Source organism: Streptomyces sp. WM6372 (assembly GCF_001279655.1).
In the GTDB taxonomy this organism is placed as follows: Bacteria; Actinomycetota; Actinomycetes; order Streptomycetales; family Streptomycetaceae; genus Streptomyces.
Genome location: NZ_LGDB01000242.1, coordinates 1 through 17400 on the forward strand (window position 1 = coordinate 1; position 17400 = coordinate 17400).

13 protein-coding genes and 1 pseudogene are annotated in these 17400 nt (G+C 69.1%); 4 read left to right on the plus strand and 10 right to left on the minus strand.

What is annotated here, in order from left to right; genetic code table 11:
* A pseudogene (locus ADK52_RS40910) lies at positions 1–728 on the plus strand (hypothetical protein); the annotation flags it as partial.
* A gap of 491 nt (positions 729–1219) precedes the next feature.
* On the opposite strand, the gene ADK52_RS36565 reads toward ADK52_RS40910, so the two are convergent.
* The 6 genes from ADK52_RS36565 to ADK52_RS36590 all read right to left on the minus strand — a co-directional run bounded on the left by ADK52_RS36565 (position 1220) and on the right by ADK52_RS36590 (position 9422).
* Positions 1220–2119 (minus strand): helix-turn-helix domain-containing protein, encoded by a 900-nt coding sequence (locus ADK52_RS36565; protein WP_053694148.1) that lies wholly within the window; start codon positions 2117–2119, stop codon positions 1220–1222.
* 399 nt (positions 2120–2518) lie between these two features.
* Positions 2519–3739, minus strand: a complete 1221-nt coding sequence (locus ADK52_RS36570) for an HTTM domain-containing protein (protein ID WP_107090260.1) — start codon at positions 3737–3739, stop codon at positions 2519–2521.
* Positions 3729–4469, minus strand: coding sequence for a DUF5819 family protein (locus ADK52_RS36575; protein WP_053694149.1), 741 nt, complete (start codon positions 4467–4469; stop codon positions 3729–3731). The genes ADK52_RS36570 and ADK52_RS36575 overlap by 11 nt, the downstream gene beginning before the upstream one ends.
* Positions 4470–4581: 112 nt before the next feature.
* On the minus strand, positions 4582–5832 hold the full coding sequence (locus tag ADK52_RS36580; RefSeq protein ID WP_053694150.1) for an ice-binding family protein: 1251 nt from the start codon (positions 5830–5832) through the stop codon (positions 4582–4584).
* Between the two features lie 643 nt (positions 5833–6475).
* Positions 6476–7906 carry an amidohydrolase family protein gene (locus ADK52_RS36585; RefSeq protein ID WP_234344402.1) on the minus strand — a complete coding sequence of 477 codons (1431 nt, stop codon included), beginning with the start codon at positions 7904–7906 and terminating at the stop codon, positions 6476–6478.
* Positions 7907–8198: 292 nt separating this feature from the next.
* Complete coding sequence (locus ADK52_RS36590; protein WP_053694151.1) at positions 8199–9422, minus strand: D-alanyl-D-alanine carboxypeptidase family protein; 1224 nt, start codon at positions 9420–9422, stop codon at positions 8199–8201.
* 293 nt (positions 9423–9715) lie between these two features.
* On the opposite strand from ADK52_RS36590, the gene ADK52_RS36595 reads away from it, so the two are divergent.
* The gene (locus tag ADK52_RS36595; RefSeq protein WP_053694152.1) at positions 9716–10081 is read left to right on the plus strand and encodes an SCO4225 family membrane protein; all 366 of its coding nucleotides are present in this window, start codon (positions 9716–9718) and stop codon (positions 10079–10081) included.
* Between the two features lie 86 nt (positions 10082–10167).
* Here the strand turns inward: ADK52_RS36595 and ADK52_RS36600 are convergent, their stop codons facing one another.
* Complete coding sequence (locus ADK52_RS36600) at positions 10168–11487, minus strand: hypothetical protein (protein ID WP_053694153.1); 1320 nt, start codon at positions 11485–11487, stop codon at positions 10168–10170.
* 173 nt (positions 11488–11660) lie between these two features.
* A complete protein-coding gene (locus tag ADK52_RS36605) occupies positions 11661–12731 on the minus strand; it encodes an alpha/beta hydrolase family protein (RefSeq protein ID WP_053694154.1) in 1071 nt (356 codons plus the stop codon).
* A gap of 132 nt (positions 12732–12863) precedes the next feature.
* On the opposite strand from ADK52_RS36605, the gene ADK52_RS36610 reads away from it, so the two are divergent.
* Both ADK52_RS36610 and ADK52_RS36615 read left to right on the plus strand, forming a co-directional pair.
* On the plus strand, positions 12864–13502 hold the full coding sequence (locus ADK52_RS36610; protein ID WP_053694155.1) for a GNAT family N-acetyltransferase: 639 nt from the start codon (positions 12864–12866) through the stop codon (positions 13500–13502).
* A 35-nt stretch (positions 13503–13537) separates the two neighbouring features.
* The gene (locus tag ADK52_RS36615; protein ID WP_053694169.1) at positions 13538–14413 is read left to right on the plus strand and encodes a PaaX family transcriptional regulator C-terminal domain-containing protein; all 876 of its coding nucleotides are present in this window, start codon (positions 13538–13540) and stop codon (positions 14411–14413) included.
* Between the two features lie 40 nt (positions 14414–14453).
* On the opposite strand, the gene ADK52_RS36620 is transcribed toward ADK52_RS36615, so the two are convergent.
* Positions 14454–15491, minus strand: a complete 1038-nt coding sequence (locus ADK52_RS36620) for a serine hydrolase domain-containing protein (RefSeq protein ID WP_324615958.1) — start codon at positions 15489–15491, stop codon at positions 14454–14456.
* A 179-nt stretch (positions 15492–15670) separates the two neighbouring features.
* A complete protein-coding gene (locus tag ADK52_RS36625) occupies positions 15671–17266 on the minus strand; it encodes an alpha/beta fold hydrolase (protein ID WP_053694157.1) in 1596 nt (531 codons plus the stop codon).
* Positions 17267–17400: the final 134 nt, after the last annotated feature.

Below are 17400 nucleotides of genomic sequence, written 5' to 3' on the forward strand. Positions count from 1 at the left end.
CCGGCTCCCCCGGCGCCCCCGGCGCTCCTGGTGCCCCCGGCCCGACCGGCTCCCCCGGCGCCCCTGGCGCCCCCGGTGCTCCCGGTGCCCCCGGCCCGACCGGCTCCCCCGGCGCACCTGGCGCCCCCGGCGCACCTGGCGCCCCCGGCTCACCTGGCCCGTCCGGCTCTCCCGGCGCTCCTGGCGCCCCCGGCCCGACCGGACCCGCAGGACCCGCAGGACCTGTAGGACCCACCGGACCCGCCGGACCCAAGGGGCCTCGCGGCGACAAGGGCGAGAAGGGGCACCACGGCCACGACAAGGACAAGGACGAGAACGGCCATCACGGTCACGACAAGGACAAGGACAAGGACAAAGACAAGGACAAGGGCGAGAACGGCCGCCACGACAAGGACGAGGACGGCGACCACGACCACGACAAGGGCGAGCACGACAAGGGCGAGGGCGAGAACGGTCAAGACGACCACGACGAGGGCAATCCGCCGTGGGCCAGCTTCATTCCGCACAGCCAAGACGATGATCTTGGTCCCGAGGGTCCTGGCCACGCGGCCAAGAGCGTCAACTTCGCGCACGTGAGCGCCGCCACCGGTCAGCAGCCGGAGGGAACCGGCTCAAGCAGCGGGACCGGCATCATGGCCACCTCTGCGGCAGTGCTGGCATTCGTCGCAGGCTCGGTCCTCTTCACCAGGAAGAGAATCCGGCGAGGTACGGCGACTCGACAGGACTAGCCCATCACAGACGTGACCACCTCACGCCCCTGACCCTTCGGTCACGAGCACTCGGCCGGATCGGCCCACGTTCCACTCTCCCGTCACCGACTGCTGCGTACGGGTCGGCGGCGGGGGCTGGAGATCGGTCGAGCACGTAGGAAGTCACGTCCGCCGTTCGACTGCTGAGCCCCTGGACACATCGTCCAGGGGCTCAGCAGCTCTCACGAACGATCAGCGCCGAGAGCGGCCCTCACGTCGTCGAAGTCACCATCACTGCCCCAGCGTTCGGCGGAGTCCGGTCCGCCGGAACCCATACCGCTCCTGGAGGCGCAGTTCCGGCCTCGGCTCAGAACGGCTCACACAAGGCATGGTGTGTCGGTGCGGATCAGCCGGCAACCCGATCCAAGGCGTAGTGGCCGGAGGTGCCACAGCCCCGGTCGACGACGAGCGGGGCTGGATTGCCCCGGCACGGCCGAATCGGCACCTGGACGGGTTCGTGAGCAGGGCGCTCACCGGTTCGACAGGGATGGCGTGTGGGCTGGCTGGAACTCCGGACCGGCGTACGCCTTGATGGCTTCGTTGATGAGGTGCCGGGTGCTGTCCGGGCTCAGCGCCTGGGCCTGCAGGTGCGCGTACATGTCCCTGTAGAGCCGCACTTCGGATCGTTTCTCCAGATAGAGGTCGCTGGTGAACCTTTCCAGATAGACCACGCTCACATCGGTGGCGTCGGCGAACTCGAGCAGCGAGAACTGTCCCGAGACGCCCGGGTGCGCACCCACACCGTGAGGGAGGACCTGCACGGTGATGTGCGGGTGGGAGCCGAGGCGGGTCAGATGGTCCAGTTGCCCGCGCATGACCTCGCGGCCGCCCACGACGCGGCGAAGTGCCGACTCGTCGAGTACGGCCCACAAGCGAAGCGGTTTGCGCGGGGCCGCCAGCCGGTCCTGACGCCGCAGGCGCACCTTGAGGCGTGCGGCAGCCTGTTCGGCCGTGATGTGAGGGATCGTTCCTGCGATGATCGCCCGGGCGTAGGCGGGGGTCTGCAGCAGGCCGGGGATCATCAGCGGCTCGTAGAGCCGGATCGCCGCCGCCCCGGCCTCCAGGCCGATGTAGTCGCCGTAGGGGATGTCGCCGTAGGAGTTCCACCAGCCCTGCTGACTCGATTCCCTGGCCAGCTGCATCAGATGGTCGACCCGCCGCTGATCCTGAACTCCGTACAGCTCGCAGAGATCGCGCAGGTCGCGCGGCTTGACGAGGCGGCGGCCGTTCTCCAGCAGACTGATCTTGGGCTGGGAGATCAGCAGGCACTTCGCCACCTGCTGTGTCGTCATACCGCTGGTTTCCCGGAGCCGGCGCAGCTCCGACCCCAGTCGGCGCCTACTGACGGTGGGATTGACAGTGACGCCCACAGGACGGGTACCTCCGCTCAAAAGGCCTGGCACAGGCGAGCAGATTGCCACGGCGCGGTCAGCAGGATCCACTTAGGCGCCGTGTCGCACACGGTGTGAGCGCCGGGCGAAGAGCGGCCTCGGGGCGCATTGATTCTCACCCAACCGGCCGTATTTTCCGGTTTGAATAAGAAGAATCAGCATGATCTTATGTTACTTTTTCATCCATGCGAATGGAATATTGCACAGAAATTGTCAGGCCGAAGCGCAAGCCGGTGCAGGTTTCTGCGTAATATGCCCCCCAGGGGCCAGCCAGCGTGTGAACGTGCCGGGGTCGTTGGTGTGACACCTCGCCGCCACCGGCCGCAACATCGTCAAGCCCCACTGCCCCTCCACCGCCGGAGCGGTCCGCGCGACTGCTCAGCTCTGCTCGGATGCGAGCCCGTTGGACAGCGTGGCGTTCGTCTGTGCAGGAACTGCTCGCTGCTTGGAACTGGGCACGCCGGAACCACCCTGCGGGGGTACGATTCCGGATCCTGCCGCTCGGCCGGGCGCCGGCCGAGCCGTCCCTGCGCGCTGTGCTGCGCGCCGCCACAGGCGAGGCAGAAGGGCATAGAAGCGGTCGGGAAGGAACACGGCGTCCGCAACGATCATCGCGCCGGAGAAGAGGGGCAGTCCCAAGAACACTGCGATGCCGATGTGCATGCCCAGCAGCACGGTCAGAACGGGATACTTGAGCCTGCCGAAGAGCACGAACGGGAACGCGACCTGCAAAAGCACCGTCATGTAGCCGGCGATCGCGATCACCATCGGGTACTCGTCCACGAGGTGGGAGAGCGCGGGCCAGGGCTGGAAGAGTTCGAGGTTCAGCGCGTAGTGGAGCGCCGTGCCGCCGCCCCACGTCGGGCCCTGGATCTTGTACAGGCCGGCTGATCCGTAGAGGAAGCAGACCTGTGCTGCGATGACGAGGATGCCGCAGTTGTGCACCACCGTCGTCAAGGTGATGCGGGCATCGTGGAGTTGTCGTGCGAAGTAGCTCCTCACCGGCTCCGGCGCGTTGCCCGCACGAGCCGGCCCCAGCCGGTTTCTGCGTGCGTCCAAGGACCATCGCCGGCCGCAGGCGGTGAGGACGAGGTAGAGGGCCATCAGCAGGATCAGGTTGTCGCCCCCGTCCGTCATGAAGATCGATCTGGCATGGAACGAGGTCACCACCACGGCGAAGAGGACGGACATGGCGCGGGTCCGCCAGCCCAGCATGAACAGCGCGGACGTGAGGAGGGCCGTCGCGTAGCAGAGTTCGAAGTAGGCACGGCTGTCGGACAGGATCAGGATGCTGTTCCAGCCCGTCTGGTCGAAGAGCTGTTGTGCCATGGCCGGTGACCAGGGGGAGCCGGGGCCCCAGATCTCGTCACGGTGCGGGAACTCGCGCAGCAGGAACATCAGGTAAAGCAGCCCGTAGCCGATGCGCAGAACCGATGCGGCGTACAGGGACACGGGTCGGTCGGTGAGAAGCGCCCACAGAGCACCGATCCGGTCGAGGAGCCACCGGTGGGCCGTGCCGGCGACCGAAGTCTCTCGGGTCGCCGGCCGGTGCGGCGCGGCTGCCGTGGTAGGGGGCTGGGGGATCTGCTCAATTCCCATGGGACGTCACCTTCCACCAGGGCAGGAGCCGGTCCTCGGTGGGCGCCGGCGGACGGTTCCCGGCCGCGGTGCCGGGCGCGGCGACGGGCAGTGTGACGACCCGAAGCTGAATGAAGTCGAACGTGCCGCCGTCGTTGTGGGCAGCGACGCGGTCCACGGCGATGTTGCGAAGGTACTTCTGCAACATCACGGCCCGTTCCGAGCGTGCCGTGTCGCTTCCCCCGTGTGTCTCGACATAAGAGGTCCAGGCGCGGCGCAGAAGGTTCTGAGACGTATGGCTCGGAAACACATTGTGGTCGACTGCGGAATTGTCCACGGCAGCCAGGTCGAACCAGGGGGTCACCCGCACCGATCCGTTGGGGTCAGTGCGTGCGGTTCTCGCCAGGATCTTCCGGTTGAAGGAGTCGGGGTCCGGGGCGAAGAGCCGCCAGTTCTGTTCGAAGAGCGGGTACACCCATCCGTTGACCTGTGAGCTGTACCGCTTCGATACGGGGTTGGAGGGAGCCACGTGAAGGAACACCAGGACGACATGGACCAGACTCGTCACCAGGCAGAGGACTACGGCGATGTACAGCCCTGCTTTCACCACCCGAACACCCATGGGCCGCTTGACCGAACCGGCCGCTTTGTCATGACGCGCCTGGAGGGCCGGGCCGGAATCGCACTGATGAATTACCTTCCCGCCCGCAGTTTCAATTCCGCTCGACACCGCCCACCCGGTCTTTCTCATGTCTGCTGTTCGCCTGAGGTCTCTGCGGCTCTCACCGACGGCGTGCGGCGGATTCGACGAGGATCCCGCCGCACGCCGTCATCCGATGAACGGGCTTCGTGCAGCCTGCCGCCTAGCCCTTGGGACCCTCGTAGCCCGCGGGCTTGTTGCTGTAGCCGTAGTGCTCGGCGGGCTTCACGCCGTGGCCGTGGTCGTGCCCCGGCTTACCGTGTCCCTTCTCGTATCCCTTGCCCGGCCCCTTGCCCGGCCCGCCATGGTCCGGACCGCCGGGCTTGCCGCCGGGTCCCCCGCCGGTGACGTTGCCGCCGGTGATCGTCCCGCCGGTCGTGATGCCGCCGGTCGTGTTCCCACCGGTCGTGTTCCCGGCCGTGTTGCCCGCGGTGTTGCCGGAGGTGTTTCCGGCGATGTTCCCCGAAGTACCGCCGGACACGAGGTCGACGATCGGTCCGCCCAGGAGGCCGCCACCAATCAGACCCACGGTCGTACCGGTCGTCGATCCGGCGGTCGGCGTTCCGGCGGTCGTACCGACAGTGGTCGTTCCGGTCGTCGTACCGGTGGTCGTGCCGGTGGTCGTGCCGGTGGTCGTGCCGGTGGTCGTGCCGCCGGTGGCGCACCCGCCGAGGAAGATCCGGTTGTTGTCCATGGTCACCTCGCCGTTACGGGCCAGTGCCCGACCCTCGATGTTCGTCCCCGTTCGCAGGAAGATCGAGGTCAGGGCCATGATGGTGCCCACGAAGGTGGTGTTGGTGTTGAGCTCCGCCGAACTCCCGATCTGCCAGTACACGTTGCACGGCGAAGCGCCGTTCGTGAGGAGGATCCGGCTGGAGGTTGCGGTCGTCAGGGCTGCAGGAATCTGGAACACCCAGACCGCGTTGGGGTTTCCCCCGGCGTTCAGGACCAGGTCGCCGGTGAGTCCGACACTGCCGGCGGGGTCTCTCGTGTAGACGCCCGGAATCAGCTCCGTGGGGCCGGACGTCCCCGATCCGATTGCCGCCGGAAGGTCGAAGTTCTCGGCCTGACCGGCCGCGTTGTTGTACGCCACGATCAGATCGCTCTTGGCCTGGAGGGCCGCCGCGTCCGCGGGGTGCACGGCACCGAGCACCAGGCCGGGCGGGAACCCCGTGATGGCCGGGTTCGGGTGCGTCCCGAGGTCGTGGTCGATCACCGTGGGGCCGGTGTTGGTGACACCCTGCCCTGCCAGAACGGAGTAGCTGGCGGTGGTGCCCAGAGGCACGGGCGTCGCGATGGCCAGCGCCTGCGTCGGCAATCCGGCGACCATTACAGCGGCAACCGTTACGGCGGCGGCCGAGGCCAGAAAACCGGACAGAGTGCGGCGCTGAGCGCCTTGGATTTTCAGCTTCATCAAGAGGCCATTTCCTGTGGGGAGCTGTGGCGTACCGAGCCCTACCGTTCGCCCGGGAAGCCCTGGCATGTTGCCGCCGCATATTACACAGGGATATTCACGCACCAACCGGGGACAAGGCGCGGAAGGGGATTGATACAAACGCATTGCATGGAAATCTTTGTGAGGAAAATCGGCAAACTCACATTGCCGCTCATCCGATTTTTCCCCGAATGGGCGGAGCTCGATTAACCCACAAGAGACAGCGCCGCACACCTGTCCCCATCAACCCGGCCACCACACACGGAGATGTACTGCCAGGCAAGTGATCTCGCGAACCCCCCGGGACGGGCGTGGCGGCAGTTCGCCGTCATTTCAGGTATCCGGTCCAGTGGGGTGCAGTGACCGTCAGTCGCTCGGACAGCCGCGGCCCGGGCGGGAACGCATGACCGGCCCAGGAGCGGCTCGTCGATGCCGGTCGTGCCCAGCACGAGGGCGAGTGCGACAAGCCGTTCCGGAGGCACGTCGGTGGGCAGGTCGATCAGCGTCAGCACGTGCGCTGCGCCGGCGGGCACCCTCCACATCCCCTCCGCCCCGACGGGCCCGCCACTGCCGATGGCCCCCGGACGCACTCTGACGCCGGACGGACAGACTCCAGGGGCGGCTATCCGGCCACGCGGAGGCGGGTGGCCGCCGCCTCGGCCTCCCGCACTACGCGGCTCGTGTCGATGTCGACGAGTCGGCCACCGAATTTCAGCGGGCGTCCGTCCACGAACACGGAGTCGATGTTCTCGGGCCGCCCGTTGAAGACGATCTGGCCGACCCACTCGAAGCGCGGAGCGAAGTTCAGGGCCGCCGGGTCGATGATGACCACGTCAGCCCGCTTGCCGGGAGTCAGCGAGCCCACCCGGTCGGCGATGCCGAGGGCCTCGGCGCCACCCAAGGTGGCCATCCGCAGGACGTCGTGCACCTGCGGATAGACCCCGGCGTCCATCGCACGGGAGCGTTGCAGGCCGATGGCCGCCTTCATCAGCGCCTGGAAGTCCGAGGTGTCGTTGGTACCACCGTCCAGCCCGAGACCGACCTTGACGCCCCGTCGTCTGAACTCCGAGAGCCGCATGACACCGGAGGCCAGACGCATGTTGCTCAGCGGGCAGTGCACCGCACGCGCATCGTGCTCTGCGACAGCGGCGATCTCCTCGTCGCTCAGGTGGATCGCGTGGTTGATCAGGAGCCGCGGCCCCAGCGCGCCGATGTCCGCCAGGACCCCGATGGGATCGTCCGCGCGCTGCTCAGGACGTTCCAGAACATGGGAGTTGAGCATGACTCCCAGGTCCTGGGCGGCCTCCCAGTGCGCGCGGTTGAGGTGCTGGGCTGCCCGCGCCGCGTGCGTGGCGACCTGGAAGGAACCGAGCGGTACCGGGTCCACGAGGTCCTTCTTCACCTTCGTGACCAGCGCCCCGTCGGGCTTGGGCGGAAACAACGCGTACGTGAACCGCACCCCTGTGTCGGCCAGCGCCCGTACGTAGCTCTCGATGAGGTCGTAGGCGAAGATGTCCACCCAGTCCACGAGGGTGGTCACGCCCGACTGGACGGCGTCGAGGGCTGCGAGGCGCACGAAACTGTGGAGCGCCTCGGGGGTCAGCCGGCCGCGTGCGGGGTCGGTGCACCGTTCGAACCAGCCGAACAGGTTGCCGTCGGTACAGCCTCCGCGGATCGCCGCCTGCCAGAGGTGGGTGTGCGTGTCGACGAAGCCCGGCATGACCAGCTTGCCCGAGGCGTCCACCACCCGTGCGCCGGGCGGAGCCTGGAGGGCCTTGCCCACGGAGGCTATGGCTCCGTTCCGCATCAGGACGTCGGCGTTCTCCACCGAGCCGAGGGGGCCGCTGCCTAAGCCAGGGTCCATGGTGAGCACGAGGGCGGCGCCCCGGAGCAGGACGGTGCGGCTGACCGGGACGGGCCGGTGGGCGGGGCCGTCGCCGGGGGCGGAGCGGGCGGTGACACCGAGGAGGAGCGGGGCGGCAGCGGCCGCACCGAGGCCAGTGAGGAGATCGCGACGGCTGCGGGCCGGCTGCGGAGTGGGGTTCGACTGCATGGCGTGGTACCTCCCGAGAGCTCAGAACGGAAGGCCCGCCGCCCGGACGACGCGGTGACGGAGCGTCGAGCAGAGGCGGGAGATTACACGCAGCATTCCCAACCGACGGGCCTTCAATAGGCGTCAGCGGAAAACATTTTCCGTTCTGGCCGTGTGGCGGTCACGCCGACGCCCGCGTTGCGTTCCAGTTCGCGCAGCGGTCACTGCCGTTTCCGTGGTCCCTCCTTCCGCGGGAGACGACAACCGACAACCGGGCCCCGTTCGGGGGAGATGCGTTTCCCCCCTTTCCGCATCAGTCCCTTTGCGACGCGTCAGGGTCCGGTCCGGCGTTCGATCCGGGCTTCCGGTGCGGCAGCCGGCGTCGGAGGCGGTACACGGCTGTCCCGGCGGCGCCGGCGCCCGCGAGGAGGACGGCGGACCATGCGTAGCCGGTTTCCGGCTCCATGGAGGACGTGGCAGCGGCCACCGGAGGCGGACCGGTGCGGGTGAACTTGGCGGGCGGCGGCTGGAGCGATCCGACCGGGTCCACCCGTCCGGCGGCGGCGAAGCCCCAGTCCAACAGGGCCCGCGCCTCGTCGTACACCGCGAAGGCGCCGCCTTGCTGGGGGTTCATGACAGTGACCAGGAGGGTACGGCCACCGCGTCGCGCGGCGGTGACGAGGGTGAATCCGGCGCTGGAGGTGTAGCCGTTCTTGATGCCGATGATGCCCGGGTAGCGTTCGACTCCGTCCTCACCGGTGAGCAGCCGGTTGGTGTTCTCGATGCCGTACGTCCAGCTCGGCCGGCCCGCGGCGTCCGTGTCCCCGGGAAACGGGGCGTCGGCCAGCGCCGCGTACCGGGCGAAGTCGGGATCGGCGAGGCCCGCGCGGCCGAAGACGGCGAGGTCGTACGCGGAGGACACCTGGCCGTCGGCGTCGTAGCCGTCCGGGGAGACGACGTGGGTGTCCCGTGCTCCCAGGGCGCGAGCCCTGGCCTGCATCTGCGCGGCCGTTTGCGCCCAGCCGCCGTTCATCGCGGCCAGGACGTGGACGGCGTCGTTGCCCGAGCTGAGGAAGACGCCTTTCCACAAGTCTGCGATCTGATAGGTACGACCGGGGTCGAGGCCCACCAGGCTGCTGCCTTCACCCACCTGGGCGAGTTCTTCGTCGGTGACCGTGTGGGTGCCGGTACGCGGAAGGCGGGGCAAGGCCGTCAGCGCGAAGAGCGTCTTCATGGTGCTGGCCGGCGGCAGGCCCAGGTGGGCGTCGTGGGCGGCGAGTACGTCACCGCTGCCGGCATCGGCCACCAGCCAGGACAGCGCGGAGATGTCGTCGGGCAGGGCGGGCACGCCCTGGCGTGCCCGCAGGTGGACGCCAGGGCGGTACAGGAGAGCCGGGTCCGGCGGAGCCGCTGCCCGCGGGGGCGCGGGCTCGGCTCGGGCCGCGCCGGCGAACGACGGCGTGAAGACGACGCCCACACCGGCGGCCAGAGCGGCCGCACAGGAGAGCAGCCTGCGTACGGACGGACTGAGGATCATCCGGTCACGGTAAGCACCGTCCAGCCGGCGCGCAGCCCGGCGTGGGCCGACCGGCGTAGCGCTCCCTGGGGGCGTGCGTCGTGCGACCGACCGAAGGCCGCCGTCCTCGGCTCCCGTCCTCGGCTCCCCGGCCCTGCGCGCCTGCGCGGGCGCGTGCTACTGGCCGGCGGCCCTCATTTGAGTACGACTACTCTGACGCTGTTGGCGGGGCGGCACCATCATGGTGATCACCGCGGGCCGCGGTTACCGGCCACCGGCCACTGGCCCCGCTGGGAACCAAAATCAGGAGGAGCATGCGTTCCGGACTGCGCACGTTTGTGCGCACGGCCTTCGGCAATTGGCTGTCGGTGTCTTACCTCGCCCTTGCCGCCTTCTTCCTCCTGTTCGGCTTCGGGGTGAACGGCAGTTACGTGGCCGGGCTGTTGGGCGTGGCACTCACCCTGCCCACAGGCGCCGTCCTTCTCGTCGTCGTCAAGTCTCTCGGAACCTGGGCCGAGACAGACCTCGTGGTGTGCTGTCTCCTGCTGTTCTCGTACACCTTCCAGGCATATGCCCTGGGGCTGCTCGTACGCGCAGCACGCCGGAAGTCGGAACGCTCACGCCAGAACGGTCCAGCCCCACACCGCAGCAGCTCGACCGAGGCGGCAGCTGACCGCTGACTGACGGCCGCACCGATGCCCGCATTCGCACCGGCCGGAGGTCGCAGGTCACAGATCGCAGCCGAGACGATCAGGGCAACGGGGCGTCAGAGGTACTTCACGGTGGCCGCACTGTCCGACCAGAGCCAGTTCGCGGGCGCGTACTGCTTCTTCAGCGCGGTGCGCTCGCGCCCGTACCCCTTCAGCGCGGCTTCCACCGCCACCGCCAGGCCGTCCAGGTCCTGCGGGACGGGCACGCGCAGCAGCAGGTGCTGCTTGCGGTGCGCGAGGAGCAACTCCCCTGCTGGTGTGCATTCCAGCAGAGCGAAGTGGACGAGGGGCTTGAACGGCTTCTCCGCAGTGGATATCCGTGCGCGCAGCTCGCCGTCAGCGCTCCAGGCGTACAGACCGTAGCGGTTGAGATGGAACGCGCGGGCGCGGTGCGGATCCGCGACCACGGTGAAGTCGAAGCCGGTGAACGGGCTGTCGTCGCGCAGGTGCAAGCCGCCCAGCCTGCCCCGCACCACCCCGCGGTCGTCGACGAGGGCGAAGCTGAACTCCTGCCCCCGATTGCTCGAACGGTAGATCTTCCCGAAGACAGGGACGACGAACAAGTCGTCGCCGAGCGCCGCCGGGCGGGTCATCTTGGAGTCGAGGTAGCCGTAGAGGCTGCCGCGGGTCCCGGTGAGCTCCGACAAGGCCTCGGTCAACGAGGGCGACGGTCGGTTGCCGCGCCCGACCGGCATGTCGCCGTACCGCACGTGCGGGTACGCGTCGGTGGCGTTCTGACTGTCGGTGCGCGCGTCCAGGGTCGCGACGGCGCGCAGCACGGGTTTGGGTCCCGGGCCGAGAACCGTGCCAGGCTCGGAGACGGCCACGATGTTGGGGTGGGCGCCGGCCCAGTTGCTGAGCCCGTACTCCGAGGTCATGCACAGGAGCCGACCCGCTGGGGTGACGGAAATCGACGCGGCGAACGGGTCGTCTCCGGGGCCCTGCTGCTTCTCCCAGCCCCAGGCCATCGGCCAGGAGGCCACGACCTGGTCCAGGTCCGGGGACAGGATGTGGGTGCTTCCGGGCCTGGAGCTGATGGCGACCGCGCCGTCCGGAAGGACGGCCAGGGTCGGCCCGTCGCCCGCCGGTATGGCCGACGGGCCACCGCCCGGCACTGCCTGCCCGAACACGGCGGTAGCGGTGGGCATCCCCTCAGAGCCGTAGCGGGTGATCAGCCCGTAGCCGAAGTCCTGCTCGGCGGGATCGACCGAGCCGGCCGCATGCGCGCGGTAGCGTCGCAGGCTGGTCAGCACGTAAGTGTCGCCGGCCGCAGTCGCCACCGCATGGTCAGCCTTGAATCCCCATCCGGGGGCCTCGGGGTCAAGGCGGTGGACGTCCAGCAGGGAGGCCGGCGCGGTGATCGGCAGGAGTGTCATACCGGCATCCTCTCCCCCGGCACTGACAAGGCCGTACGCCGGTCCCAGACCAGTCGCCACACGGGAGGGCGGATGAACGGATGGGGGCGGGGTCGAAGTCCCCGAGGCGTCGTCAGCGCGGAGCGCTTCGAGGCCGGAGCGTTCGACGACGGCAGCAGCAGCTTGCTGGGCCGTTACGGAGTGGCTTTGCCGGCTGCTCGGTCGAGATGCTCGAGGAACTGTTGTTGGTCGTCCAGGAATCCCTCCGCGAAGAGCGAGCGGGGCGAGAAAAGCGCGGTGAGCGTGATCCTGAGGTTCGATTGCTCGATGGACTGCTTGAGCAGTGAATGGGTCGCGTCCGCGTAGTGCTTGGCCGTCATCACGCCGCCGGCGTCCAGCACCTTGCGGTAGGTGCGCTCCGTGTCGGCCGTGTCCACGTTGATGTCATGGCCCGCGAGGGTCAGCAGGACCGGTACTCCGATCAGCGCGGGTAGGTCTCGGGTGGCGTCCGCGGTGTAGTTCTTGGAGATGAAGCGCCAGCGGTCGGTGGTCATGCCGTCCGGGTCGCCGCCCATGGCCTTGACGTACTCCTCGAAGGTCGCGTGGTGTTCCAGCAGCTGCCGGGTGGTGTCGCTCCTGGCTATCGCCGCGTCGGTGCGGGCTGTCGATGCGCCCTCGGCGCGCAGTTCGGCAAGGAGGTTGTAGCGGCCCTGCTGCAGCCAGTTGATCGCGGGCGAGACGGCGATGACGAAGCTCACGGGCGTCTTGGCGGCGATCTTCGGCAGGACCCAGCCCGCCTGGCTGGCGCCCCAGAGCCCGATCCGGTCGCCGTCGATGTCGGGGCGGGCGCGCGCCCATGTGATGGCGGCGGCCGCCTCGTCGGCCCGGTCGTCCATGGACTGGCCGAGCCAGTCGCCCGGCGCCCCCGCGACGCCGGGCTTGTCCCAGGACAGGGAGGCGTAGCCCGCCTTGGCGTTCGCTTCCCACATGGGCTGGTAGCCGTCGTCGTGGGTGGCGTCGAGGGGGCCGTCGCCGTGGACGTACACGACCAGGCCGTGGCGTTTGCGGCCGTCCCTGGGGGTGGCCAGTACTCCGTTGAGGACCTGGCCGCCGTGACGGATCGAGACCCGCTGCTCGTTCATGTCGTAGGAGTTCTGCCACAACACCGCACCGACGAGGCCGACGGCGACGACCAGGGCTGTGACGCATGACCACACGGCGGTGCGGAGCCCGCGCCGCCGTCTGGGGTGGATCTTCGGACTCATGGATCTGACCGCCTCGGTTCGGATGTCGGTTCGACGTTCGACGTGCGCCTGACAGAAACTATCATTACATCGACGGTCGTTTGGAAAGTGATAGTTTTGAGTGAGGATTGCAGCGTCAAGGAGGGGAACGGCATGGGACTGGACACGACGGGCACCACGGGAACCGGACCGGTAACGGTCCGGCGGGGTGTTCCGGCCGGCGCCGAGCAGCGGGCCGCCGAGCTCTACTGGGACGCTTTCGGCCGCAAGCTCGGCCCCGCGCTGAACCCGCCGGACAAGGCCGTGCCCTTCATCGCCGCCCACCTGAACGCCGATCGCGCGGTGTGCGCGCTCCTCGACGGGCGGCTCGTCGGCCTCGCCGGCTACCAGCTCGGCGGTCGCGCCCTCACCGGGGGGTCGGCCTCCGCCGTACTGCGCGTGTACGGACACCTGCGGGGACTGCACAGGCTCCTGCTCCTCGCCCTGTTCGAACGCCGTCCGGCTCCCGGACAGCTCGTCATGGACGGCATCGCCGTGGACCCGGCCCTGCGCGGCCGTGGCGTCGGTAGCCTGCTCATCGAGGAAGTGGCCGCCGTCGCGGCGGAGCAGCGCTGCCGGGAGATCAGACTGGATGTGATCGACACCAATCCGCGGGCCAGGGCCCTGTACGAGCGGCGCGGCTTCACGGCCGTACGCACCGAGCACACTCCCTACCTACGCGGACTGCTGGGATTCGGAGCGGTGACCACCATGCGTCGAACGGTCACGATGAAAGGGGCGAGAGAACTGTGAGCACCGAGACGGACCACGTCGAGGTCCCCACCCGCATGCTCGTCAACGCGCTGATCCGCGAGGACGGCACCGTCGGCGCGGACGAGCTGTACAGCGTCGCCAACACCCTGGGCATGAGCGACCAGCAGGTGCGGCTGTGCGTCAAACGCCTCGTGGCCGAGGGCCGGTTCACGCACGAGGGCCGTGGCCGCAAGGCGGAGCTGCGCGCGACCGCGGACACCACGCGCGTCCTGGCCCCCAACGCGGACTTTCTGCGGCACGCGTTCCAGCAAGACGCCGGGCTCGCGCCCTGGGACGGCGTCTGGCACCTGGCCGCCTTCGCGATGCCCGAATCGGCGCGCACGGCCCGGGACGCCCTGCGTGAGACGCTCGTCCACCTGGGCGGTGCCCCGCTCCAGGGCGGGCTGTACGTCTGCGCCAACGCCTGGGAACCGTACGTCGAAGAGGCCGCCCACCGCCTCGGCGCCCATGGCGCGCTCACCCTCCTCACCACGACGGACCTGCGCAAGGGCGACATCCAAGAGCCTGCCGAACTCGCCGGCCACCTGTGGTCCGTGCAGGAGATCGCCGACCGCTACCACCGCCTGAGCCGTATCGCCCGGCCCCGCCTCGCCCGGCTCACCGGCCCCGTCGCACCCTCCCCGTCCGCACCCTCCCCGTCCGCACCCACGCCGTCCGCGCTCCTCACCATCGCGGTCGAGCTGGCCGCCGAACTCACCCGCGCCATGGAGCCCGACCCGCTGTTGCCGCCTGAGCTCCTGCCCCAGCCCTGGCCCGGCGCCCAGGCCCGGGAGCTCATCGCCCGGTGCTGGGCGGCTCTGCACGAACGGGAACACGACGAAACCCGCCCGGTCCTCTTCCGCATCTACGCCGACGTCGCCCGAGAGGCGGCAGCCCGGGCTGCGCGCTAGTGCCGGCAGGCCCGGGGCGCCGTCGGGCTGCTCGGCCGCGTCATTTGGTCCAGATGTCGAGCAGCTGATTTGCCGCGGGCAGACTGTCGGGGGGTTCCACGTTGCACACGACGGCGACTGCGGTGTTGCGGTCCGGGCTGACCTTGAAGGTGCTGTGGAACCCCTCCCAGTCGCCGCGGTGGACCAGGCTCTTGTCGGGGAGAAGGACGATTCCGGCCCCGTATCGCCCTTCTTTGACGCCCCGTGCGCTCAGGACACCTCCCGTATTCACCGCTCCTTCGGTGACTCCGGCGAGCAGTTGCGTTCCACCGACGCGCCCGGTGCGGTAATTGTCGGCCCAGCGGACGAGCTCGCCCGGGGTGGTTTGGACGGACCCGTCTCCGTACTGTTTCCAGGGAGAGGAGTTGGGGGTGAAGGAGCCGCCCTTCTCGTCGTACGACTTTGCCTTGCCGGGGACCTCGGTTGCCGGGGCCAAGGTCATGCGCAGGTGTAGTGGGGTGAAGAACTCCCGTTGGATGAACGTCGGGAATGGTGTGCCGGTGACCTTTTCGACGACGTGGGCGAGGAGCACGTAGTTGGAGTTGGAGTAGGAGAAGCGTCGGCCCGGCGGATCTTCCGGCCGTGAGGCGAGGACGGCCGTGATCGCCTCCTGCTGGCCGGCTGGATCCGTCAGTTTGACGCCCTTGTCCTCCAGCAGGTCCTGGTAGTCGGGAATGCCGCTGGTGTGATGCATCAGGTCGGCCAGCGTGACGCTTCGCGTCCAGGCGGGTGCGTTGTCGAGGAACTTGGACAGGGGGTCGTTGAGGGCGAGGCGGTGGCGGCCGGCGAGCAGGAGGATGGCGTCTGCCGTGAATTGCTTGGAGTTGGATGCCATGTCGAAGACCGTCGCCGGCGTGATCGCTCGCCCGGTCGCCACATCGGCCTTCCCCCTCCCCGCCTCCCAGACCACGTTGCCGCGTCTGCCGACTGCTGCGGCGCATCCGGGCCCATCGGGAGAGGGCACCAGTTCCTGGAGAACCTCCGCACTGCGCTTCTCGCGGTCCTCGTCGGTCGCGTACGCCTGGGGGGGGTTGGACACCGGCCAGTACGAGCACGACCATGGCTCCCCCGGCAGTGCACAGCGACGCCATCCGGTTCACGGGCAGCACCCCTCCTTCATTCCTGGAACGGAGCGGGTTCACGGCGCGATCCGGTCGCCGCTGCGGACGACCTGGTGGGCAACCGTCGTCCGCGTGACCGTGCCATCTGTCCTCCGGTTCACTTCGGGGTGATCGTGAACGGTTCCCACCTGAGCCCCGCCACACAGCCGGTGTCGGGCGCGGTCGGGCGGGTGAGGAAGGACGCCAGCACTTTCTGGGCGCAGGGGGACTGCGGGACCACCCAGTGCCCGATCCCGGGCACCTCCACGGTGGTCGCGCGGGACAGCGAACCGGCCGCCTTGCGCGCCCAGCTGGGACTGGTCTTCATGTCGAAGGTTCCGTTGATGAAGAGCGTCGGCACCGCGCTGGTGGTGGCCACCCGTTGGCCGGCGGCGCGGTCCGGGACGTTCCAGACACGGCACAGGCGGTCCTGGAAGGCCAGTTGGGGCGCCTGGGCCTGGACCGATTGCGGCCATTGGGGGAACGCTTCGCGGCCTGCCTTCAGCACGTCGGACGGCGAGTGATCGGGCACCCACTCGCTGCACACCACCGATTCCGTCAGACCGTGGGCGGTCTGGCCCACCACCTGGACCGAGCCGGCGGCGCGGGCCCGGGCGAAGCGCTCAGGACGTCCGCGGCCGAGCTCGTCGATCGCCGCCGGGACGTCTTTGAACGGGATCGCCTTGGCGACCAGCAGGTTCACCAGCGCCCCGCCGTCGAGGACGACCTTCACCGGGTCGCCGCCCTGCGGCGGCCGGACGCTCAGGGTGAGCGGCTTGGCCTCGAGCTTGCGCACCTGCTCGTTCAGCGTGCGTTCGAGGTCCGGGTAGCGGCTCTTGCAGCGGGGCTCGGCGGCGCACGCCTTGTACAGGTTGTCGAGCCCTTCCCGGGCGGTGGCCCAGGCGAACGGCAGGGAGACGTACTGGGAGGGGGCGATCGAGTCCAGCGCCACCGCGCGGATCCCCTGGGGGTGCAGGCGCAGGTAGGTCAGGGCCAGGTTGCTGCCGTAGGAGTGGCCGTAGACGTTCCACTGCTTGATGCCCAGTGCCGTGCGCAGGTCGGCGAAATCGGCGGCGTTCTCGGCGCTGTTGTAGGCGCTCAGGTCGGTCCCGTCGGCTGCCAGGCGGTCCCGGCACACTTTCACCGCGTCGAGCATGAGCCTTTCCGTCTGCGGTGCGTAGGACGGGATCCCCACGGACCGGGCGTAGAAATGGTCCAGCTCCGGGCAGGCGAGGTTGGGCTCGTCGTAGAGATTGCCGCGCTGGGCCATGACGATCAGTTCGCGGTCCCGGTTCAGGCCGGAGGAGACCAGGAACGGGAGGTCGTCGAACGTCTCGCCACCGGGGCCGCCCGACATGAACACCACGGGGTCCTGGGCGGGCTTCGCCGAGACGGGCGGGATGACCGCAACGGCCAGCCGGATGGTCCGGCCGCCGGGGCGGGCACGGTTCTCGGGGACCTCCAGGACACCGCACCGGGCGGTGGCCAGCGCTTCGATCGGTTCGGGTGTCTTGGGGCAGGGACCCGGTACGAAGCGTGAAGCGACGAAACGTGAGGCGACGAAGCGTGACGCGGTGGCCGTACCGGGGCCCGGGGTGTGAGTGGTGTCGGGGGGCGGTGGTGCGGCGTCGGCCTGCGTCGGGGCAAGGGCTGCCAGGAGGGCCAGAGCGGCTGCTGCGGCCTGCGCGCCGACATGGAAGCGGTGCTGTGCCATGTGATCCCGTTCCTCTGCCGACATCCACGGCTGCCCCGCCGGGCTATGCCGCGGCGGTGTGGGCGGAACGCACGTCATCAACGCTACCTGGTGGTTCGAAGACGCGCACAAGGACGGGCAGCGGCCACCGGTAC

Coding starts and splice junctions, on each gene's coding strand:
- ADK52_RS36605 (WP_053694154.1), bottom strand. CDS start 12,731: ATGAGTCCGAAGATCCACCCCAGACGGCGGCGCGGGCTCCGCACCGCC.
- ADK52_RS36610 (WP_053694155.1), top strand. CDS start 12,864: ATGGGACTGGACACGACGGGCACCACGGGAACCGGACCGGTAACGGTC.
- ADK52_RS36600 (WP_053694153.1), bottom strand. CDS start 11,487: ATGACACTCCTGCCGATCACCGCGCCGGCCTCCCTGCTGGACGTCCAC.
- ADK52_RS36585 (WP_234344402.1), bottom strand. CDS start 7,906: ATGCAGTCGAACCCCACTCCGCAGCCGGCCCGCAGCCGTCGCGATCTC.
- ADK52_RS36575 (WP_053694149.1), bottom strand. CDS start 4,469: ATGAGAAAGACCGGGTGGGCGGTGTCGAGCGGAATTGAAACTGCGGGC.
- ADK52_RS36580 (WP_053694150.1), bottom strand. CDS start 5,832: ATGAAGCTGAAAATCCAAGGCGCTCAGCGCCGCACTCTGTCCGGTTTT.
- ADK52_RS36595 (WP_053694152.1), top strand. CDS start 9,716: ATGCGTTCCGGACTGCGCACGTTTGTGCGCACGGCCTTCGGCAATTGG.
- ADK52_RS36625 (WP_053694157.1), bottom strand. CDS start 17,266: ATGGCACAGCACCGCTTCCATGTCGGCGCGCAGGCCGCAGCAGCCGCT.
- ADK52_RS36615 (WP_053694169.1), top strand. CDS start 13,538: ATGCTCGTCAACGCGCTGATCCGCGAGGACGGCACCGTCGGCGCGGAC.
- ADK52_RS36590 (WP_053694151.1), bottom strand. CDS start 9,422: ATGATCCTCAGTCCGTCCGTACGCAGGCTGCTCTCCTGTGCGGCCGCT.
- ADK52_RS36570 (WP_107090260.1), bottom strand. CDS start 3,739: ATGGGAATTGAGCAGATCCCCCAGCCCCCTACCACGGCAGCCGCGCCG.